Source organism: Nonomuraea sp. NPDC003709, assembly GCF_040610775.1.
Classification (GTDB): Bacteria; Actinomycetota; Actinomycetes; order Streptosporangiales; family Streptosporangiaceae; genus Nonomuraea; species Nonomuraea angiospora_A.
Genome location: NZ_JBEXMW010000001.1, coordinates 227,520 through 247,339, shown reverse-complemented (window position 1 = coordinate 247,339; position 19,820 = coordinate 227,520). Strand labels below are relative to the sequence as shown.

The 19,820-nt window shown below is 70.6% G+C and carries 20 protein-coding genes; 11 read left to right on the top strand and 9 right to left on the bottom strand.

What is annotated here, in order from left to right; all coding sequences use genetic code 11:
- Positions 1-6: 6 nt before the first annotated feature.
- Entirely contained in the window at positions 7-438 is a 432-nt protein-coding gene (locus ABZX61_RS01255; protein WP_355190518.1) for a MarR family transcriptional regulator, read from the top strand.
- Between the two features lie 4 nt (positions 439-442).
- Here ABZX61_RS01255 and ABZX61_RS01250 read toward each other — a convergent pair whose 3' ends face one another.
- On the bottom strand, positions 443-1,831 hold the full coding sequence (locus tag ABZX61_RS01250; protein ID WP_350731339.1) for an NAD(P)H-quinone dehydrogenase: 1,389 nt from the start codon (positions 1,829-1,831) through the stop codon (positions 443-445).
- A gap of 227 nt (positions 1,832-2,058) precedes the next feature.
- On the opposite strand from ABZX61_RS01250, the gene ABZX61_RS01245 reads away from it, so the two are divergent.
- Entirely contained in the window at positions 2,059-2,550 is a 492-nt protein-coding gene (locus tag ABZX61_RS01245; protein ID WP_313044612.1) for a gamma-glutamylcyclotransferase, read from the top strand.
- Here ABZX61_RS01245 and ABZX61_RS01240 read toward each other — a convergent pair.
- Complete coding sequence (locus ABZX61_RS01240) at positions 2,547-3,848, bottom strand: MFS transporter (protein ID WP_355190515.1); 1,302 nt, start codon at positions 3,846-3,848, stop codon at positions 2,547-2,549. The genes ABZX61_RS01245 and ABZX61_RS01240 overlap by 4 nt on opposite strands.
- A 111-nt stretch (positions 3,849-3,959) precedes the next feature.
- Here ABZX61_RS01240 and ABZX61_RS01235 point away from each other — a divergent pair, with 111 nt between their 5' ends.
- The 4 genes from ABZX61_RS01235 to ABZX61_RS01220 are packed head-to-tail and all read left to right on the top strand — an operon-like array spanning position 3,960 to position 8,691.
- Complete coding sequence (locus tag ABZX61_RS01235) at positions 3,960-4,952, top strand: Lrp/AsnC family transcriptional regulator (RefSeq protein WP_350731335.1); 993 nt, start codon at positions 3,960-3,962, stop codon at positions 4,950-4,952.
- The gene (locus tag ABZX61_RS01230) at positions 4,949-6,253 is read left to right on the top strand and encodes a M20/M25/M40 family metallo-hydrolase (RefSeq protein WP_355190513.1); all 1,305 of its coding nucleotides are present in this window, start codon (positions 4,949-4,951) and stop codon (positions 6,251-6,253) included. Before ABZX61_RS01235 ends, ABZX61_RS01230 begins: the two co-directional genes overlap by 4 nt.
- Before the next feature lie 3 nt (positions 6,254-6,256).
- Entirely contained in the window at positions 6,257-7,060 is an 804-nt protein-coding gene (locus ABZX61_RS01225; protein ID WP_355190511.1) for a purine-nucleoside phosphorylase, read from the top strand.
- Positions 7,057-8,691 (top strand): phospho-sugar mutase, encoded by a 1,635-nt coding sequence (locus ABZX61_RS01220; RefSeq protein WP_355190509.1) that lies wholly within the window; start codon positions 7,057-7,059, stop codon positions 8,689-8,691. Before ABZX61_RS01225 ends, ABZX61_RS01220 begins: the two co-directional genes overlap by 4 nt.
- Positions 8,692-8,693: 2 nt before the next feature.
- Here the strand turns inward: ABZX61_RS01220 and ABZX61_RS01215 are convergent, their stop codons facing one another.
- Positions 8,694-9,452 (bottom strand): helix-turn-helix domain-containing protein, encoded by a 759-nt coding sequence (locus tag ABZX61_RS01215; RefSeq protein WP_355190507.1) that lies wholly within the window; start codon positions 9,450-9,452, stop codon positions 8,694-8,696.
- A gap of 245 nt (positions 9,453-9,697) precedes the next feature.
- Here ABZX61_RS01215 and ABZX61_RS01210 point away from each other — a divergent pair, with 245 nt between their 5' ends.
- Positions 9,698-10,927: a serine hydrolase domain-containing protein gene (locus ABZX61_RS01210; RefSeq protein WP_355191444.1), complete on the top strand. Its 1,230-nt coding sequence runs from the start codon at positions 9,698-9,700 to the stop codon at positions 10,925-10,927.
- A gap of 43 nt (positions 10,928-10,970) precedes the next feature.
- Here ABZX61_RS01210 and ABZX61_RS01205 read toward each other — a convergent pair whose 3' ends face one another.
- Together ABZX61_RS01205 and ABZX61_RS01200 are read right to left on the bottom strand one after the other, a co-directional pair.
- Complete coding sequence (locus ABZX61_RS01205) at positions 10,971-11,456, bottom strand: GyrI-like domain-containing protein (RefSeq protein WP_355190505.1); 486 nt, start codon at positions 11,454-11,456, stop codon at positions 10,971-10,973.
- 51 nt (positions 11,457-11,507) lie between these two features.
- Complete coding sequence (locus ABZX61_RS01200; RefSeq protein WP_355190503.1) at positions 11,508-12,323, bottom strand: MerR family transcriptional regulator; 816 nt, start codon at positions 12,321-12,323, stop codon at positions 11,508-11,510.
- 81 nt (positions 12,324-12,404) lie between these two features.
- On the opposite strand from ABZX61_RS01200, the gene ABZX61_RS01195 reads away from it, so the two are divergent.
- The 3 genes from ABZX61_RS01195 to ABZX61_RS01185 are packed head-to-tail and all read left to right on the top strand — an operon-like array spanning position 12,405 to position 15,254.
- Positions 12,405-13,109, top strand: coding sequence for a TetR/AcrR family transcriptional regulator (locus tag ABZX61_RS01195; RefSeq protein ID WP_355190502.1), 705 nt, complete (start codon positions 12,405-12,407; stop codon positions 13,107-13,109).
- The gene (locus tag ABZX61_RS01190; RefSeq protein WP_355190500.1) at positions 13,069-14,529 is read left to right on the top strand and encodes an AMP-binding protein; all 1,461 of its coding nucleotides are present in this window, start codon (positions 13,069-13,071) and stop codon (positions 14,527-14,529) included. Before ABZX61_RS01195 ends, ABZX61_RS01190 begins: the two co-directional genes overlap by 41 nt.
- Complete coding sequence (locus ABZX61_RS01185) at positions 14,526-15,254, top strand: enoyl-CoA hydratase/isomerase family protein (protein ID WP_355190498.1); 729 nt, start codon at positions 14,526-14,528, stop codon at positions 15,252-15,254. Before ABZX61_RS01190 ends, ABZX61_RS01185 begins: the two co-directional genes overlap by 4 nt.
- Here the strand turns inward: ABZX61_RS01185 and ABZX61_RS01180 are convergent.
- The 4 genes from ABZX61_RS01180 to ABZX61_RS01165 are packed head-to-tail and all read right to left on the bottom strand — an operon-like array spanning position 15,244 to position 17,891.
- Positions 15,244-15,855 (bottom strand): PH domain-containing protein, encoded by a 612-nt coding sequence (locus ABZX61_RS01180; RefSeq protein WP_355190496.1) that lies wholly within the window; start codon positions 15,853-15,855, stop codon positions 15,244-15,246. The genes ABZX61_RS01185 and ABZX61_RS01180 overlap by 11 nt on opposite strands.
- Complete coding sequence (locus ABZX61_RS01175; protein WP_350731313.1) at positions 15,852-16,925, bottom strand: adenosine deaminase; 1,074 nt, start codon at positions 16,923-16,925, stop codon at positions 15,852-15,854. The genes ABZX61_RS01180 and ABZX61_RS01175 overlap by 4 nt, the downstream gene beginning before the upstream one ends.
- 32 nt (positions 16,926-16,957) lie before the next feature.
- Positions 16,958-17,308, bottom strand: coding sequence for a cupin (locus ABZX61_RS01170; RefSeq protein WP_350731311.1), 351 nt, complete (start codon positions 17,306-17,308; stop codon positions 16,958-16,960).
- A 4-nt stretch (positions 17,309-17,312) separates the two neighbouring features.
- Complete coding sequence (locus ABZX61_RS01165) at positions 17,313-17,891, bottom strand: hypothetical protein (RefSeq protein WP_355190494.1); 579 nt, start codon at positions 17,889-17,891, stop codon at positions 17,313-17,315.
- Between the two features lie 89 nt (positions 17,892-17,980).
- Between ABZX61_RS01165 and ABZX61_RS01160 the strand changes: the two genes are divergently transcribed.
- Positions 17,981-19,792 carry a hypothetical protein gene (locus ABZX61_RS01160; RefSeq protein ID WP_355190492.1) on the top strand — a complete coding sequence of 604 codons (1,812 nt, stop codon included), beginning with the start codon at positions 17,981-17,983 and terminating at the stop codon, positions 19,790-19,792.
- Positions 19,793-19,820: the final 28 nt, after the last annotated feature.

The window sequence follows — 19,820 nt, the reverse complement described above, 5'->3', positions numbered from 1 at the left end:
CAGATCATGGATGAGAGCCAGCGGCACTACGCGGCGTACGTGCTGTTCAACCAGGCATTGGCCGACCATCTGCAGATTCACTCCACCGACCTGCAGTGCGTGGCGCTGCTGGATCTGGAGTCGGGGCCGGTCAGCACCGGCGAGATCGCACGGCTGACGGGCCTGACGCCCGGCTCCGCCACCCGCCTGGTGGATCGGCTGGAGAAGGCGGGCCTGGTGGTGCGGCGCCCGGACCCGGCCGATCGCAGGCGGGCCCTGGTCGCTTTGGCGCCCTCGGCGCGGGAGAGGATCGGCGCGGCCTGGGCCCTACCGGGCAAGGCGTTCAGCGAGGTGCTGGAGCGGTACAGCGACCCGGAGCTGACCGTCATCGCCGACTACCTGCGCCGAGCCGCCGAAGTGGGCCGCGCGCAGGCCGATCGCCTCGCCAAGGAGAGCTGAGGAGTCAGATGGCGTGGCCCGGCTGCATGAGGCGGCGGGCGGCCTCGGTGATGGAGCCCGAGAGCGACGGGTAGACGGCGAACGTGTGCGCGAGCTGGTCGACGGTCAGCCGCTGCTGCACCGCCACCGACACCGCCAGGATCAGCTCGGAAGCGCGCGGCGCCACCACGACGCCGCCCAGCACGATCCCGGTGTGCGGGCGGCAGAACAGCTTGACGAAGCCGTCGTTGAACCCCTGCATCTTCGCCCGCGCGTTGGTGGCCAGGGGCAGCTTGACGACGTTGGCCTCGATCTCGCCCGCCTCGATGGACCGCTGGGCGACCCCGACGGCCGCGATCTCCGGGTCGGTGAAGATGTTGGAGGCCACCGTGGCCAGCCGCAGCGGCTGGACGGCCTCCCCGAGCGCGTGCCAGACCGCGATGCGCCCCTGCATGGCCGCCACCGAGGCCAGCATGAGCACGCCCGTGCAGTCGCCAGCCGCGTAGACGCCGGGCGCGGACGTGCGCGAGACCTTGTCGACCTTGATGAAGCCGCCCTTGTCGAGCTGGACCCCGGCCTCCTCCAGACCGATGCCGGCGGTGTTGGGGATCATGCCGACCGTCATCAGCGCGTGGGTCCCCTCGGCCGTGCGGCCGTCCTCCAGGGTCACGACCACGCCGTCGGCCGTGCGCTTGACGGAGGCGGCGCGCGAGCGGCCCATGACGTTCATGCCGCGGCGGCGGTAGACCTCTTCGAGGACCTCGGCGCCGTCGGCGTCCTCGTTGGGCATCATCCGGTCGCGGCTGGAGACCAGCGTGACCTCCGAGCCGAGCGAGCGGTACGCGCCCGCGAACTCCGCGCCCGTCACGCCCGAGCCGACCACGATCAGGTGCTCGGGCAGCTCCTCCAGGTCGTAGAGCTGGCGCCAGGTGAGGATGCGCTCGCCGTCGGGCTCGGCGCCGGGCAGCACGCGCGGCGTCGCGCCGGTGGCCACGATCACGACCTCGGCCTTGATCGTACGGTCGCCCGCCCGGACCACCTGCGGGTCGACCAGCCGCCCGCGCGCCCTGATGATCTCGACGCCCTCGGCCTCGACCCGGGTGGCGATGTCGGCGGACTGGGCCTGGGCCAGCTCCTTCACGCGCTTGTTGACCAGCGGCAGATCGACCCCGACCACGCCCGCGTCACCGTCGGGCCCGCCGGAGAACGCCACGCCCAGGGACGGCGCGTCGAGCAGCGCCTGCTTGCGGACCGAGGTCGCGATCAGCGTCTTGGACGGCACGCAGTCGGTCAGCACGCACGCGCCGCCCGGGCCGTCCTGCTCGATCATCGTGACTTGCGCGCCTAGCTGCGCCGCTACCAGCGCCGCTTCATAGCCGCCGGGTCCGCCACCGATGATCACGATCCTCGTCACGTAACCCATTGTCCCGCATGGTCTCGGTAAGGCTGCAACTGGGCCGTTGCCACCCGCACACGCCTGATAAAAGGTTCAAGATCATGATGGCTGGTATCATGCCGCTCGGTGACGGAGGGGTGACACGTCGTCCCCACATCCGTAGTGATGGACCGACTCGGCCGCCCAGCGTGGCAGGATGGCGCGGTAGCTGGATGACGTGCAGCACCCGCCGAGAGGGGTGGACCGTGGCGTGGCTTTCAGGTCCTGCAGGAAAGCCGAATGAGCCCAGGCTTTATGCCGCGTACGGCTCGAACATGGACCCCGAGCAGATGGCCATGCGCGCGCCGCACTCCCCCATCTGGGGCGTCGGCTGGCTGACGGGCTGGCGGCTGACCTTCGGCGGCAGCGACCCCACCTGGGAGGGCGCGATCGCCACGATCGTCGAGGATCCCGACGAGCACGTGTTCGTGGTGCTGTACGACGTGCCCGACTGGGAGGAGACCTCACTCGACCAGTGGGAGGGCGCGCTGCGCGGGGCGTACCACAAGGTGCGGCTGCGGGTGCAGACCCTCGACGGGGAGGTCGTGGCCTGGTTCTACGTGCTCGACGGCTACGAGGGCGGCCTGCCGTCGGCCCGCTACCTCGGCAGCCTGGCCGAGGCGGCGGAGCGGGCGGGCGCCCCCGACGACTACGTCAAGGAGTTGCGGGAGCGCCCCTGCACCTCGTACGGCGGTTAACGCAGCGGCTGGTCCTTGGTCTCCTTCAGCACGAAGATGTAGACCAGCGTCGAGATCAGCGCCAGCGCCGACATGTAATAGGGGAACACCCCGACGTTGCCGGCGTCCTTGAGCGCGGTGCCGATGAGCGGGGCGGTGCCGCCGAAGAGCGCCACGGTCAGCGAGTACGGGAAGCCCGCGCCGGCCGCGCGCACCCTCGTCGGGAAGAGCTCGGAGTTCACCGCGGCCGAGATCGAGGTGAAGCAGCCGAGGAACACCATGCCGATCAGCTGCACGGTCAACAGGCTCCCGAACGAGTTGCCCAGCATGCTGAGCAGCGGCACCGGCAGGATCACGAAGGCGGCGCCGAAGGTGATCAGCATGGGCTTGCGCCCGATGCGGTCCGACAGCATGCCGAGCAGCGGCTGCAGCACCATGAAGAACAGCAGCGAGATCGTGCCGATCTCGAGCGACTCCGCCACGTCGAAGCCGACCGTGATCTGCGCGTAGGTCGGCAGGAAAGTCGTCCAGGTGTAGTACGCCACGGTGCCCGCGACGGTGATGCCGACGATCGTGGCGGCCTCCTTCGGGTAGCCCACCAGGAACTCGAACAGCTTCGGCCGCTTGACCTCACCGCGCTGGATCTCCTCCGCGACGGCCGAGGTCTCGTCCGCGCCCTTGCGGATCCACAGGCCGACGAGGCTGAGCACGGCGCCCACGATGAACGGGATGCGCCAGCCATAGGAGGACAGGTCGGCCTTGTCCAGGTTGGCGGCCAGCAGTGCGGACAGCCCGAGGGCCAGCAGTTGGCCGATGGTGGTGCTGACGTACTGGAAGCTCGAGAACAGGCCACGGCGGCCGGTCGGAGCCGACTCCACCAGGAACGTGGTCGCGGCGGCGAACTCGCCGCCCACCGACAGCCCCTGGATGAGGCGGGCCAGGGTGAGGAGGACCGGCGCCAGCAGGCCCACGGCCTCGTACGTCGGAGTCACGCCCACCAGCAGCGAACCGGCGCCCATCAGCACGATCGTGAACGTCATCGCGGCCTTGCGCCCGAACCTGTCGGCGAACGAGCCGACCAGCAGGCCGCCCAGCGGGCGCATGAAGAAGCCGACGGCGAAGACACCGTACGTGCTCAGCAAGGGCACCAGGCCCCCGGCGTCCTTCGGGAAGACCTGGACGGAGAAGACCGTCGCGAGGGCGGTGTAGGCGTACCAGTCGTACCACTCGACCACGTTGCCGATGCTGGCCGCCGTGAGCTGGCGGACACGGCTCTTGGGGATGCCGACTGGCGAATGCGCCACGGGGGAGGTCGCCACGGGGGGCTCCTTTGCTGCAAAGTGCGGAGATGGCTTACTGTGCAGTTGGACGACCGAAACAGTCAAATCTCTGGCCAGATATTTACAAACCCGACATAGAACAGGTTGCAGGTGGACGTTCTCGACCGGCGCCTCGTCGCCGCGCTCCAGGTCAGCCCGCGCGCCTCATGGGGCGAGATCGGCAGGGTCGTCGGCGAGCACGAACGTACGGTCGCCAGGAGGCTGCAGCGCCTGATCTCCGAGGGGATCGTCCGGGTCACGGCCATCTACGACGACCTGCGCACCGGTCACGGGCGGCCCGTCCACCTGCACGTCCAGGTGCGCCCCGGCACGGCGGGCAAGGTGGCCGAGGCGCTGGCCGACCGGCCCGACACGCGCTCGGTCTACGCGCTGACCGGCGCCGCCGACATCGGTTGTGAGCTGGTCTCCCCGTCCCGCGAGGATCTGCATCACGTACTGTCCACGCAGATGTCCGAAATCTACGGCGTGCGGCAGACGCAGGCTCAGGTCGTGCTCCACACGTTCAGGACCGTGGCCGAGTGGCACGCGCCGTACCTCAGCGAGGAGGAGGTGCTCGAACTGCGACCCGCGCCGCCCCCCGAGTGCCTGCCCGACGAGGAGGGCCTGTCGCCTCTGGAGGAGGAGATCGCCCGGCTGCTCGCCGCCGACGGCAGGATCGCCTTCACCACCGTCGCCGAGCGCCTCGACGTCTCCGTGCCGACCGCGCGCAGGCGGGTGACCTCGCTGATCGAACGGCGGCTGCTGCTGCCGCGGGCCGAGGTGGAGCCCGCGCTGCTCGGGCTCGAGGTCGAGGCCATGCTGTGGCTGAAGGTACGGCCGTACGGGCTGGACCTGGTCGGGCAGCGGCTGGCCGGGCACCCGAGCGTGCGTTACTGCGCCGCCACCTCGGGCACCCATTCCCTCATCGTGCAGGTCGTGGCCGCGCACGAGGCCGACCTCTACCGCTTCATGACCGGCGTCGTCGGGCAGTATGACGAGATCGCCGACAGCGACCTCACCCTGATCACCCGCGCCTACAAGCGCGGCCACCTCCACAAGTCCGGATTGCTCACGTTGGATCACCGTTGGGAGAAGACGCCATGACACCTGCCGAGAACGAAGTCGCCGACCTTTGCGCAGAGCTGATCCGCGTGGACAGCAGCAACTACGGGGACGGCACGGGCCCCGGCGAGCGGGCCGCGGCCGAGGTCGTGATGGCCAGGCTGGCCGAGGTCGGGATCGACTCGAAGTACATCGAGAGCGAGCCCGGCCGCGGCAACGTGATCACCCGGGTCGAGGGCACCGACCCGTCCCTGCCCGCGCTGCTCGTGCACGGGCACCTGGACGTCGTGCCCGCCAACGCGGCCGACTGGTCCGTCGACCCCTTCGGCGGCGAGGTGCGCGACGGCTACATCTGGGGCCGCGGCGCCGTGGACATGAAGGACATGGACGCGATGATGCTGGCCGTGCTGCGCCAGCTCAAGCGCGACGGGCGCCGGCCGCGCCGCGACCTCGTGTTCGCGTGGGTGGCCGACGAGGAGGCCGGCGGCGTGTACGGCGCCAAGTACCTCACCGCGAACCACCCCGAGCTGTTCGAGGGCGTCACCGAGTCGATCAGCGAGGTCGGCGGCTACTCGCTGGAGGTGGACCCGTCCCTGCGGCTCTACCTGATCGAGACGGCCCAGAAGGGCCTGGCCTGGATGAAGCTCATCGCCGACGGCACGGCCGGGCACGGCTCGATGCTCAACTCCGACAACGCCGTGACCGAGATCGCCAAGGCCGTGGCCAGGATCGGCGACCACGACTGGCCGCTCACGTACACGCCGACCGTGCGGCAGTTCCTCACCGAGGTCGCGGACGCGTTCGGGATCCCGTTCGCCGAGGACAACCCGCAGCCGATCCTGGACAAGATCGGGCCGCTCGTCCGCTTCGTCGGCGCGACGCTGCGCAACACCACCAATCCGACCCAGCTCGACGCCGGTTACAAGTCGAACGTCATCCCCGGCCAGGCCACGGCGGTGGTCGACGGGCGGTTCCTGCCCGGGTTCGAGGAGGACTTCTTCAAGACCGTCGACTCGCTGCTCGGGCCGAAGATCCGGCGCGAGTTCGTGCACCACGACATCGCGCTGGAGACCACGTTCGACGGGGCGCTGGTCGAGTCGATGATCGCGGCGCTCAAGGCCGAGGACCCGGCGGCGCGGGCGATCCCGTACTGCATGTCGGGCGGCACCGACAACAAGACGTTCTTCGCGGACCTGGGGGTGCGCGGGTTCGGCTTCGTGCCGCTGCGGCTGCCCGCCGACATGGACTTCGCCTCGATGTTCCACGGCGTGGACGAGCGGGTGCCGGTGGACGCCCTGCAGTTCGGGGTGCGGGTGCTGGACAGGCTGCTCCTAAACTACTGAGTTGTGACCAACGACGCATACACCCTGGCAGATGAGGCCGCCGCGGCTCTCAAGAGCGCGACCGGCCTCGACACCTTCGACGTGGCTCTCGTCATGGGGTCGGGGTGGGTGCCCGCCGCCGATGCCATCGGCGAGACGGTGAGCGAGGTCCCGTTCACCGATTTGCCCGGTTTCCGCGCACCCGCCGTGGCGGGGCACGGCGGCAAGATCCGCGTCGTGCGCACCTCGGCGGGGCGGCACGCGCTGGTGTTCCTCGGGCGCACGCACCTCTACGAAGGGCTCGGGGTGGACGCGGTCGTCCACGGAGTGCGTACGGCGGCCGCGGCCGGCGTACGCACGCTCGTGCTCACCAACGCCGCCGGCGGCCTGCGTCCCGAGACGCAGAACGTCGGCGACCCGGTCCTGATCAGCGACCACATCAACCTGACGGGGGCCAACCCGATCACCGGCACCACGTTCATCGACCTCACCGAGGTCTACTCGCGCCGCCTGCGCGAGCTGGTGCGCGAGGTCGACCCGAGCCTCTCCGAGGGTGTGTACGTGGCCTTCCGCGGGCCCACGTACGAGACGCCGGCCGAGATCCGCATGCTGCGCACGCTGGGCGGCGACATGGTGGGCATGTCCACCGTCCTGGAGGCCATCGCCGCCCGGGAGGCGAAGCTGGAGGTGCTCGGCGTCTCCCTGGTCACCAACCCCGGCGCGGGGCTGGCGGGCGAGCCGCTCAACCACGAGGAGGTCCTGGAGGTCGGCCGGTCCACGGCGGCCCGCATGGGCGTCCTGCTGGCCAAGGTGGTGGACCGGCTGTGAGCGAGGATCTGGTGCTTGCAGCGCGGGAGTGGCTGGCCCAGGACCCGGATCCGGAGACCCGTGACGAGCTCTCCCTGCTCCTGGACGGCGGCGACCTGGAGGCCCTGCGCGACCGGTTCGGGGCCAAGCTGGAGTTCGGCACGGCGGGCCTGCGGGGAGAGCTGGGCGCGGGTCCCAACCGGATGAACCGCGTCACCGTCATGCGCGCCGCCGCGGGCCTGGCCCGGGTCCTCGGGCCGGGCAAGCACGTGGTCGTCGGCTACGACGCCCGCCACAAGTCCGACGTGTTCGCCCGTGACACGGCCGCCGTCCTGACGGGCGCCGGGCTGCACGCCTCCCTCCTGCCGGGTCCGCTGCCCACGCCCGTGCTGGCCTTCGCCGTACGCCACCTCGACGCGGACGCCGGGGTCACGGTCACCGCCAGCCACAACCCGCCGCGCGACAACGGCTACAAGGTCTACTGGGGCGACGGCTCCCAGATCGTGCCCCCGGTCGACGGCGAGATCTCGGCGGCCATCGACGCCGTCGGCCGGGTGGACCGGCTCCCGCTGAACGGTCCCGGCACGCTGACGGAGCTCGGCGAGGGCATCGTCGACGACTATCTCGCCGCCGTGACCGCCCTGCCCCTGGGTGAGGCCCGCGACCTGCGCGTGGCGTACACGCCCCTGCACGGTGTGGGCGCCGCCACGCTCACCGGCGCGTTCCTGGCCGCCGGCTTCGAGAGCCCGGTGGCCGTCGAGGAGCAGCGCGACCCCGACCCCGACTTCCCGACGGTCTCCTTCCCCAATCCGGAGGAGCCCGGCGCGATGGACCTGGCCATCGCGCTGGCCGCCAAGCTGGACGCGGACCTGGTCCTGGCCAACGACCCCGACGCCGACAGGTGCGCGGTGGGGGTCCCGCTGCCGGACGGGACGTGCCGCATGCTGACCGGCGACGAGGTCGGCGGCCTGCTGGCCGAGCACGTGATCACGCAGACCGCCGGCGACCGCATGGTGGCCACCACCATCGTCTCCTCGACCCTGCTGGGCAAGATCGCCCGGGCGCACGGGGTCCGCTACGGCGAGACGCTGACGGGCTTCAAGTGGATCATCAAGGCGGGTCCGGGGCTGGTCTTCGGCTACGAGGAGGCCATCGGCTACAGCGTCGGCTCCGACGCGGGCCTGCCGGTCCGGGACAAGGACGGGATCGGCGCGGCCCTCACGGTCGCGGCCGTCGCCGCGGCGGCCAAGCGCTCCGGCCGTACGCTGCTGGACCTCCTGGACGACCAGGCCCGCCGCTACGGGCTGCACGCGACGTCCCAGCTCTCCTTCCGGGTGTCCGACCTGTCGCTGATCGCCGACGCCATGACCCGCCTGCGCGCCCACCCTCCCACCGCGCTGGGTGGCCGGGCGGTGACGCGTACGGACGACCTGGCGAAGGGCGACGGCGGCCTGCCGCCCACGGACGGGCTGCGATACCTGCTGTCGGGGGACTGCCGCGTGGTCGTCCGCCCTTCGGGCACGGAGCCCAAGCTGAAGTGCTATCTGGAGGTCGTGGTGCCGGTGACGGGGGAGGTCGCGCAGGCCCGCGAGCAGGCGGCCCGCGATCTCGCCGCCCTGAAGGCCGACCTGACGGCCGGCCTGGGCCTCTGAAGCTACCGCGGACCTGGAGGAGTTTCGTCCCGTGGGGTCAGGGTGCCCGGGTGCCGGGCGGCCTGGCCCTGCCGCCACTGCTCCATGACCTGCCGGAAGGCCTCGCTCACGAGGTGCAGGAGCTCGGCGGAGGACTCGAAGCGGACGCCCGCCGGGGTCGCGGCCCCGAGAACCTCGGCTCCGCGCCGCGACGCGGCCGCCAGGGCCTCGTTCATCTGCAGGCCGGCGAGCATGGACCGGAGCCAGATCTCGTCGTCGATGACATAGCGTTCGCGCCGCCTGCCGGGGACCCGTTCCCGCGTGAGCATTCCCTGCTGTTCGAGGAAGGCGACGGCGTGCGAGACCGACGCCGGGCTGACGCGTAGCCGCTGGACCAGGTCGGCGGCGGTGAGGGTGCCGGAGTCGGTGATGTACAGGCAGGCCAGCACCCTCGCCATCATCTGGGGCAGCCCCTGCTGGACGAGGAGGGCGGTGAAGGACTCCGTGAAGTCCCGCACCTCTTGGGGGTCACGCCCGTGGCCGCCGTCGGGGATCGGCGACGCCGGAGGCTGAGCCTGCTTGTTACGGCGCGCGCGATGCCGGGTGGCCTCGTGCGCCCGCTCCGCCCCGTAATCGTCGGGTCCGCCGTTGCGGGTGACCTCCCGCATGATGGTCGAGGCGGGCCGCTCCAGACGCCGGCCGATCTCCGCGTATCCGAGCCCCTCGGCCAGCCCCGCGGCGATGTGCTGACGGTCCTCGTTGGTGAGTCTGCCTCCGGGCATCGGTGCTCGTCTCCTGTCGCTCGCCGTGCGGCCCCGCGGCACAGTATGCATTCGCGCGGATTCTCATTGCAATCCACATCTTGATCACGCTTTGCGTTCAGCTCCATTGTCATTGCAAAGCAGATCCAGATTTACCGCTCTAGCTAGCCAAACGGCTTGTCTTTGCATGTTGACCGATCAATGAACGCAATGTAGTGTCGCAGTCGTTCGGAGATCCCCGAACAATGTGCGCAAGGAGATTCATGATGGAACACAGCAACGGCGGCTTCTCCGAAGCGGGGCTGCGCAGGCTGCGTGAGGTGCTGACGCGGCATGTCGAGTCCGGGAAGATCCCCGGGCTGGTCGCCCTGGTCGGCCGGGGTGACGAGACGCACGTCGAGGCGATCGGGACGATGCGTCATGACGGTGGCGCGCCGATGCGCCGGGACACGATCTTCCGGATGGCCTCCACGTCCAAGCCGGTCTCGATCGCGGCGGCGATGGTGCTCCTGGACGAGTGCCGGTTGCGGCTGGACGACGTGGTGGACGCGTGGCTGCCGGAGCTGGCCGACCGCCAGGTGCTCAAGCGGATCGACGGGCCGCTGGACGACACCGTGCCGGCGCGCCGGCCGATCACCGTGCGGGACGTGCTGACCTCCACGTTCGGGCTCGGCATGGACCTGACGGCGCTGGGCACGCCGATCCTGAACGCGATCTTCGAGCGGGGTCTCACGCCCAATCTGCCGGTGCCGGTGCCCGAGCAGGATGAGTGGATGCGCCGCCTGGGCGAGCTGCCGCTGATGCATCAGCCCGGCGAGTGCTGGCAGTACCAGATCAGCAGCGATCTGGTCGGCGTGCTGGTCTCCCGGGTCACGGGCCGGTCGTTCGAGGAGTTCCTGCGCGAGCGCATCTTCGAGCCGCTGGGCATGACCGACACCGGCTTCCACGTGCCCGACGACAAGATCGACCGGCTGCCGGACCTGTACGCCCCCGACCCGCAGACCGGCGAGTTCCTCGTGTGGGACGAGGCCAAGGGCGGACGGTGGAACCAGGCTCCGGCCTTCCAGGGCGGCGGCGGTGGGCTGGTCTCCACCGCCGACGACTACCACGCCTACTTCCGGATGCTGCTCAACGGCGGCATGCACGGCGGCGAGCGGATCCTGTCACGGCCCGCGGTGGAGTTGATGACCACCAACCGGCTCACTGCCGAGCAGCAGGCCGCCCGGCACGCGCTGGCGGTCAACAGCGTCCACGTGTCCTTCGGCCAGGGGCAGCAGGGCGGCTGGGGCCTGGGGATGGCGGTGCGCACGTACCGGGGCGACTACGCCTCCGTCGGCCAGTTCGGCTGGGACGGCGGAAGCGGCACCTCGACCTACGCCGACCCGGCCAAGCAGCTCACCGGAATCCTGCTCACCCAGGTCGGATACACCGTCCCGGACCCGGCGCGGCTGATGAACGACTTCTGGACCACGCTCTACCAGGCCATCGACGACTGACCGCAGCACAGGGTCCTCTCCGGACCCCGTGCCCCCTTGAAGGTCAGGCCAGGCGGAACTGGAGGTCGGTGTCCCAGTTGTTCAGGTCGGGCTCGACCATGGGGTTGGTCTTGTAGAACTCCAGGCGGCAGCCCCAGTGCTCCGTCCCGTCCTTCTCGGTCATGTCCCAGGTCAGGGCCTGCTCCTCGGCCCACTTCAGCATCCCGGCGGTGACGCCCATCAGCTGGTCCGGGTGGCCGTGGTGGGAGGTGGTGACGTAGCGGCCCGCGGGCAGGACGTCGGCGAAGATCTCGCCCTCACCCGCCACCGGCGCCGGAACGGGCACTCCCGCCTGCACCACCAGCCGATCCTCCGGCATGTTGATGCTGTCGTACCTGAAGAACGGGGCGTCGGCCGGGGACACCCCGCGCTCGGCGAGCCAGCCGATGAGCCCACCGATGCGGTCCCCGACCTGGTCGAAGCTGGTCATGGTGATGGTCTTGCGGATCCCGATGTAGGGGCGCTCGGGAAATTCGACGATCTGTGACATGTCGTGTTCCTCCTTATCCTTCAGACCAGGCGCGCGGTCGAAACTCATCGGCTACGCCGACGTCACTTCGATCTGGAGCTCGGTGACCCACTCGTCCTGGTCTTCCGGGCAGTGCAGGGAGATCTCCCTGGCCAGGCCCAGGGAGCGATAGCCGTTCTCCTCGATCCAGTGGGCCAGCGCCTGGAACGTCGGCCCCACCGCCTCCATCGGCCCCTCGTGGATGATCGCGGCCGCGGTCTCGATGGGAGGCAGGTCGACGATCTCGAAGTCGTAGGGGCCGGGCGGTACGGAAACCGGCAGGCACGTGTGCACCATGACGGAGCCGTCGTCGTCCGGCACGTAATAGGCCAGGCCGGGAGCCACGACGCTCACCCCGGCGGCCTCCACCCGGCGGCAGATCTCCCGGAACAGCGGCTTGATGACCGGGCCGATGTCCTCCCCCTCGTAGCTGGCCGCCCTGGCGCTGAGCTCGGCGACCCGGACCGGGTCCACCCTCTTGAGCACGACTTCGGCTGTCCTCATGTGCCCTTCCGTCTCGATGGTGCGCAGTCGCGCCTCGACGCCTCGGAGCCTGGCCAGGTCGGCGCTGATCTGGGCTTCGAGCTGGGCGCGGCGCAGCCGTACCATGCCGTGCAGTTCCTCCGTGCTCACCTTCTCGTCGAGGATGGCGCTGACCTGCTCCAGCGTGAAGCCGAGGTCCTTGATCGCGACGATGCGGTTGAGCCGGGACAGCTGCGCGGCCTGGTAGGACCGGTAGCCGCTGACGGGGTCCACGTGCGCGGGGCGCAGCAGGCCGATGGCGTCGTAGTGACGCAGCATGCGTACCGAGACCAGTCCGAGCCTGGCGAAATCTCCGATGCTGAACATGACGGCTCCAGGTCTACGGCCTGACACGGTGTCAAGGTCAACCTATGGCGATTTCATAAGGCATGGGGTATTTTTCCCATCATGGTCGACCGAACGTTCGGTAGGACTGCCAGCGAGGATGCGAACCGGCGGATCAGGACGGCGGCGGTGCTGCTGTTCGCCCGGCAGGGCTACGCGGCCACGAGCATCCGCGACCTGGCCAAAGCGGTCAGCATGACCAATGCCGGGATATATCACCACGTGGCGAGCAAGGAGTCCCTGCTCGCCGACCTCATGCGCGTCGGCCAGCAAGGGCTGATCGACGCCACGGAACGCATGCTGGAAAACGTCCACCACCCCACCGACCGCCTGGCCCTGCTGATCGGCTCCCTCACCTCCGTCCACGCGCTCAGCCCCATGACCAGCCGCGTCATGGACGGCGAACTCCGCTCCCTCACCCCCGGCTCCGCCGCCCACGACGAGATCATCGCCCTGCGCGACGCGTACGAGGCCCACTGGAAGGACGCCCTCGCGGACGGCGTCGCCCAGGGTGTGTTCCGCGTCGCCGACCAGAGGCTGACCCGCCTCGCCCTGATGTCCATGTGCACCGGCACCAGCGAGTGGTACCGCCCCGACGGGGACTCCACGCTGGAGCAGGTGTGCGCCGAGTTCGTCACGATCGGCCTGGCCGCCGTCCGCGCGCCCGCCCCGGCCGGGGCCACCCTCGACCTCTCCCTGCTGCCCGACTTCCCGTGGGAGCCGCCGGATGCACGCAACGATCCCCGACCTGATGAGGCACGCCGCTAGCACGTACGGCACGCGCGAGTTCCTCCGCTTCCCCGACACCTCGCTCACCTTCGCCGAGGCCGACGCCCGGTCCGACGGCCTGGCCGCCGCGCTGATCGACAAGGGCGTCCGGCCGGGCGACCGGGTGGCGATCATGATGGACAACGTCCCCGGCTGGCCGCTGAGCTGGCTGGCCGTGCTCAAGGCGGGCGCGGTCACCGTGCCGGTGAACGTCCGCTACCGGGCCGCCGACCTGGAGCACGTCCTGCGCGACTCGGGCGCCGTGGCCACCCTGACCACCGACGAGCACGCCCCGCACATCCCGGGTACGGTCTACGTCCTCGACGCCGAGTCCCGTGACAAGCGTCCGGCTTTGACCCACGAAATCGCGAATTTTCAGTACACGTCGGGGACCACCGGCTTCCCCAAGGCCTGCATGCTCACCCACGCCTACTGGCTCAGGACCGCCCGGCTCATCGCCGACCAGGCCCGCCTGCGCGACGACGACGTCATGCTGATCGCCCAGCCGTACTCGTACATAGACCCCCAGTGGGCCACCCTCTTCTGCCTCGCCGGCGGCATCCCCCTCGTCGTGCTCCCCCGCTTCTCCGCCTCCGGCTTCTGGGCCTCGGTCCGGGAGCACGGGGCGACGCTCACGTACGTACTCGGCTCGATGCCCCTCCTCCTGCACAAGCAGCCGCCCCACCCCCACGACCGCGAGAACCGGATGCGCCTCGTGCTCTGCTCGGGCATCCGGCCGGACCTGCACCGGGCGTTCGAGGAGCGCTGGGGCGCGCCATGGCGCGAGTTGTACGGATCTACGGAGAGCGGCCCCGACCTGGGGGTGCCCATCGACGCCGTGGAGACGGTCGGCACCGGCGCCATGGGGCTCGCGTACCCGGGCAAGGAGGTCACGCTGGACGAGGAGACCGGCGAGATCCTGGTCAGGGGCACGCCCATGATGAACGGCTACTGGAACCACCCGGAGGCCACCGCCCACGCGTTCAGGGGCGGCTGGTACCACACGGGCGACCTCGGCTTCCGCGACGAGCACGGCTACATCCACCATTCCGGGCGATTGAAGGACATGGTGCGCAGGGGCGGCGAGAACATCTCGTGCGCCGAGGTGGAGGGCGTGCTCACCGAGCACCCCGCGGTCCTCCAGGCCGCGCTGGTGCCCGTTCCGGACGACCTGTTCGGCGAGCTGCCCAAGGCGTTCATCCAGCTCCGCCCGGGACACGTCCCCGACGCCGGGACGGCCGGGAGCATCATCGGCCACGCCAGGGAGCGGCTGGCCCGCTTCAAGATCCCGGAGTACGTGGAGTTCGTGGCGGAGTTCACGCTCACCCCGTCGTCCCGCATCGAGAAGCGCCATCTCCTCGATCCCAAGAAAGACCAGCGTGCCGCCCCCGCCATCGCGATCCCCAAGGAGAGAGCATGATCGAAGTGACCGAACGCGACGGGGTGGCCCTCATCACGCTCGCGCGCCCCGAGAAGCTCAACGCCCTCACCGCGGGCATGCGCCGCGACCTCGCGACCGCGATCCGCGCGTGCGGCGAGGACGTCAGGGGCGTCGTGGTCACCGGCACCGGCCGGGCGTTCTCGGCCGGGGAGGACATCCACGAGGCCGCCGGAAAGTCGCTGGTCGAGGAGGTGGAGCTCTTCCATGACATGACCAGGGCGGTGCTGGAGACGCGGGTCCCGGTCGTGGCGGCGGTCAACGGCCTGGCCGTGGGCGGGGCCGCCGAGTGGACGCTGTGCTTCGACACCCGCATCGGCACCCCGGCGACCGAGTACTTCCTGCCGGAGAACCACATCGGCCTGTCCGTCTCGAACGCCGCCAGCTACCTGCTCCCCCGCCTGGTGGGCGCCAGGGCACTGAAGCTGGTGCTCGACTCGACCCGGATGACCGCCGAGCAGGCCCTGGCCACGGGCCTGCTGGACGAGATCGTCCCCCAGGAACGGCTGCTGGACGCGGCGATCGAACGCGTACGCCACTGGACCCGGCCGGGCACGGCCACGGCGGTCCACCTGGCACTTCTCAGGCCGTCCCGGGACGAGGTCGAGCGCGCCTTCGCGAGGGAGACGGAGGCCGCCGAGCAGGTCGAGGAGTCGGGCATCGCCCAGGAGGGCATGTCCCGCTTCGTCAACCGGGCTAGGCGATGACGATCGCCACCACCAGCAGGACCACGGCCGCCGCCAGCACCGCGATGGAGTCGTAGGACCACGTGACCCGGGCCGGCGCCGCCTCTTCCTCGCGGCGCCTGGCCGACTCGGCGCGGTCGCGGATCTGGTCGCCCACCCAGTCGGCGTGCGTCTTGCCCGCGAACGCCTCCACGGCCGCCTGCTCGGCTTTCGACAGCGTGGGCTCGGTGCTGAAGCGTCCGCGCTGCTGCCTGGGCGCCCCGCGCCGCTGCGCCCTGGCCCGCTCCCGCGCGCTGCTCATCGGCGTCCACAACCGCAGCACCTGCTCGTCGCCGTACTCGACGTTGATGGAGTGGGAGACGGTCACGTCCTCGATCGACGCCCACGGCAGGAACGTCGTGCGCAGCGGGTTGCGCCCGATCAGCCCCGCCTCCGTGAACACGGTGGCGGGGCGCATCGCGATCACGTAGACCAGCGCGGTCAGCGCGCCGAGCACGGCCAGCGCCACCAGCGACGACTTGCCGGTGTAGTGGGCGATCAGGTCCCAGACGTTGAACGCGACGAAGGCCAGCCACACCCAGGCGAGCACGAACGCGGTCTTGGACCGGTAGGTCTGTTTCACGGCTGCCACTTGAGCTGCGCGAACCCCGGCTTGATAACCCCGTTGATCAGCGCCAGCCGCTCGTCGAACGGCAGGAACGCCGACTTCATCGCGTTGACCGTGAACCACTGCAGGTCGTCCCAGCCGTAGCCGAACGCCTCCACCAGCTTGGCGAACTCCTGCGACACGCTCGTCGAGCTCATCAGCCGGTTGTCGGTGTTGACCGTGACCCTGAAGTGCAGCCGCCGCAGCAGCCCGATGGGGTGCTGGGCGATCGACGGGGCGGCCCCGGTCTGCAGGTTGGAGGTGGGACACATCTCCAGCGGGATGCGCTTGTCACGCACGTACGCGGCCAGCCGTCCCAGCTTGGCGGAGCCGTCCTCGGACACGGAGATGTCGTCGATGATCCGTACGCCGTGGCCGAGCCGGTCGGCGCCGCACCACTGGATCGCCTGCCAGATCGACGGCAGCCCGAACGCCTCGCCCGCGTGGATGGTGAAGTGGGCGTTCTCCCGCTGGAGGTATTCGAACGCGTCGAGATGCCGCGTGGGCGGGTAGCCCGCCTCGGCCCCCGCGATGTCGAACCCCACCACGCCCACGTCGCGGTAGCGCACGGCCAGCTCGGCGATCTCCATGGACCGCGCCTGGTGCCGCATGGCCGTCAGGAGCGTACCGACCCGGATCCCGCGTCCCTCCGAGCCCTGCTTGAACCCTTCGAGCACCGCCTCGACCACCTGGTCGAGGCTCAGCCCGCGCGTGGTGTGCTGCTCGGGCGCGTACCGCACCTCGGCGTAGACCACGCCGTCGGCCGCGAGGTCCTGAGCGCACTCGGCGGCCACGCGGACGAGCGACTCGCGCGTCTGCATGACCCCCACGGTGTGGGCGAACGTCTCCAGGTAGCGCTCGAGCGAGCCGGAGTCGGCCGCCTCCTCGAACCAGTGGCGCAGGCGGTCGGGGTCGTCGGTGGGCAGCCGATCGTAGCCGGTCTCCCTGGCCAGCTCGACGATCGTCTCGGCGCGGAGCCCGCCGTCGAGGTGATCGTGCAGCAGCACCTTGGGAGCCCGCCGGATCTCGTCAAGCGTGGGACTCATCTGGCCATGATAGGGCGTCCCTCGCGTACGGCTCAGTCGCGCCCTGCGCTCTCGGCGGAGAAGGCCGGCAGGCACACCGCGATGTACTCGGCACCCTCGGGACCTGCGCTGTAACGGACCCTCTCCCCCGGCGACGTCACCACCGACTGCCCGGCCGCGACCTCGGTCGTGCCCTCGGCGTGCTCCACCATCACCAGGCCGCGCAGCACCACCGTGTATTCGATGAACTGCGGCCGCTGAGGCGGCTCCTCCCAGCCGGGCGGGGCGGTCATGTGCGCTATGGAGATCCCGTCGTCGCCGCTGCTGACGCGGCCGATGTGCTCGTCGATGAGCTTGCCGCCGGGGACGGGTATGCGGGCCGGGCCCTCGATCTTTCTCACCACGACGTCAGTGTGCCACGTCGATGATCAGGCGGCTGGGAGCGCCCTGCTCCTTGACCTGGAACGCGGCCTTCCTGGCCAGCACCAGGCCGATGCCGACGTGTCCCTCGAAGTCGCCGGTCCTGACGACGTCGGTGAGGTTGAGCAGGCCGGTGGAGAAGACGGGGCCGCCCTTCCAGGTGGGCTTGCCCTTCGTGTCGTGGGCGTTCGCGGGGACGAGCGTGACCTGGAGGTACGCGCCGCCGTTCACGTCCATGGGCTTGCCCGAGCCGTCCTCGACGAATTCGTCCACCCACTCGACGCTGTAGCCCGGGACCTTGCCCTTGAGGTCGATGACCAGGCGGTCGTACGTGTCGTGACCGGCGAACCGGACGCCCGTGACGACGGCGGGCTCGATCCCGTCGCGCTGGACGTCCACCTCGGCCGTGCTCGTCGGCGTGTCGGGCCCCGGCCGGTCCGTCCGGGTGGCGGCGGGCTGCTGCTGCGGCAGGGCGGTCTGGACGGCCTGGCCGCAGGCGGTGAGCAGGGCCAGGCAGGCGAGCGAGGCGAGAAGCCGGGAGCCCGCTCGCGGGGATGACGGGCGCATACCTCCAAGATGCCCGGCCTGCGGTCCCGCATGCGACCGGGCTTCCCGCCCTGCCGAGTACCCTGATCACCCCACGAGGAGTTATATACGTGAAAAAGTCTGGCGATTTACCGATCTTTCTGACCAACTACTCGCCGTCGTTCGCGCGAACCGCGTACCTGCTGACGGGTGACGCGGACCGGGCCCGCGAACTGGCGGTCGAGGCGCTGGTCACGGCGTGCCGCCGCTGGTCCACCATCCGCTGGGGCCAGCCGGCCGTGGAGGTGCTGCGTGAGTTGTACGCGCGCTTCCTGGCCGCCGCGCCGCCGCCCGCACCCGAGGACCACGCGCTGGCCACGCTGCCGCCCACGGCGCGAGCCGTGCTCGTGGCGCGCTACCACGACGCGCTGCCGCCGGACCAGGTGGCCATGGTGACGGGCCTGTGGACCGCCGCTCTGGACGAGGAGGCGCACCAGGCCCTCGCCCTCCTCCGGGCCGCGCACCCCGACCTCTTCACGCGCGACGAAACGCCGGAACCCCCGGAGCCCCCGGAGCCCTCGGAGCCAGGTGACGTCCCGTCCCCGGAGCCGGATGGTGACGCACCCTCGGAACCGGACGAGGACGTGCCCTCGGAGCCGGACGGTGACGTGCCCTCGGAGCCGGACGGCGATGTGCGGGAGGCGGCGGACCAGGCGCCGTGGGTCGCCCCGGAGGATCCGCCGGGCACCGCTCATGAGGCGGAAGCCACCCCGTGGGCAGTCCCCACCCCGGGGTCGGACACCGACGAGCCAGGCCTGCGTGCCGCCCTGGTCCGGATCGCGGCCGGCATGCCGCACACCAACCTCTCCGAGCCCGTCCTGACCCGCATCGGCAGGCGGCGCAGGCTCCGCGTGACCCTGTGGGCGGCCGCGTCGGCAGGGGCCGTCGGCGCGTTCGCGGCCCTGGTCGTGATCGCGGCGAGCACCCTGGCGGGCAACCTGGAGAAGGCGGCCGACGACGGCAGCACCGCCCTCACGCCGCCGGACGAGGTCCCCATGGCGATGCCGGACAAGCTGGGCGACGCCGTCCGGTACGCGTACACGGACTACTGCGAGGGCGCCTCCTCCGACTCCGGCGACCCGCAACCCTGCGGCCAGTGGCGGCTGACGACCATGTCGGGCAAGGAGTGGCGGCTGCAGGCCGCGCGGGCCGGCTACGACGAGGACACGCTCATCGCCCTGCCCCTCGCCATCAGCCAGGACGGTCACCGCCTGGCCTACCGGCACCGCGACGGCTCGTACGTCGTGCACGACCTGCCGACGGGCGTCGTCAAGAAGATCGACATCAAGCACGAGGAGACGCTCCCGCACATCACCTCCTCGCCGAACGGCCGGTTCTTCGCCCTCGACTTCGGCGCGGCCGACGGCGCGATGCTCGACTTCGACACCGGCGCGACCCGGCACGTCAGCGGAACCAAGATCAAGATCCTGGCCGTGGGGAACGACGGCACGCGGGTGGTCAGCGACGAGGTGGACGTGGACGACGTACCGGGCCACGCGTCGGTCGCCACCCTCACGCTCCAGGGCGCGAGGGGCCGCGCGAAGGGCCGCGCGGGCGGTTACCGCGTCGACCCCGGCCTCCTCGAGCACGGCGCCGCGCTCTCCCCGGACGGCCGCACGCTGGCCCTGGTGTCGGCCGACGAGCGACTCGTCACCATGAACGCCCGCACCGGCCGCGTCTTCGGCTCCCGTACGCCGCTCGACGACTACGGCGTGATCGCGGTCGAGCGCTGGCTCAGCGCCGACGAGGTCCTCGTACGCCAGCCCGACGAGGACGACGAGGACGCCTACCTGACCAAGGTGAACGTCCGGTCGGGCAGGAGCGCCGACTACGGGGGCGAGGAGTGGATCGGCTACGACTCCCCGCTCGGCGCGCTGAAATGACGAGAAAGGGCCCCGCCGGGACGACGGA

Bases quoted from the DNA above. Each gene is read 5' to 3' on its own strand.
- ABZX61_RS01255 (WP_355190518.1), top strand. From the start codon at position 7: ATGGATGAGAGCCAGCGGCACTACGCGGCGTACGTGCTGTTCAACCAG.
- ABZX61_RS01230 (WP_355190513.1), top strand. From the start codon at position 4,949: ATGACACCTGCCGAGAACGAAGTCGCCGACCTTTGCGCAGAGCTGATC.
- ABZX61_RS01215 (WP_355190507.1), bottom strand. From the start codon at position 9,452: ATGCCCGGAGGCAGACTCACCAACGAGGACCGTCAGCACATCGCCGCG.
- ABZX61_RS01210 (WP_355191444.1), top strand. From the start codon at position 9,698: ATGGAACACAGCAACGGCGGCTTCTCCGAAGCGGGGCTGCGCAGGCTG.
- ABZX61_RS01205 (WP_355190505.1), bottom strand. From the start codon at position 11,456: ATGTCACAGATCGTCGAATTTCCCGAGCGCCCCTACATCGGGATCCGC.
- ABZX61_RS01200 (WP_355190503.1), bottom strand. From the start codon at position 12,323: ATGTTCAGCATCGGAGATTTCGCCAGGCTCGGACTGGTCTCGGTACGC.
- ABZX61_RS01195 (WP_355190502.1), top strand. From the start codon at position 12,405: ATGGTCGACCGAACGTTCGGTAGGACTGCCAGCGAGGATGCGAACCGG.
- ABZX61_RS01190 (WP_355190500.1), top strand. From the start codon at position 13,069: ATGCACGCAACGATCCCCGACCTGATGAGGCACGCCGCTAGCACGTAC.
- ABZX61_RS01185 (WP_355190498.1), top strand. From the start codon at position 14,526: ATGATCGAAGTGACCGAACGCGACGGGGTGGCCCTCATCACGCTCGCG.
- ABZX61_RS01175 (WP_350731313.1), bottom strand. From the start codon at position 16,925: ATGAGTCCCACGCTTGACGAGATCCGGCGGGCTCCCAAGGTGCTGCTG.
- ABZX61_RS01165 (WP_355190494.1), bottom strand. From the start codon at position 17,891: ATGCGCCCGTCATCCCCGCGAGCGGGCTCCCGGCTTCTCGCCTCGCTC.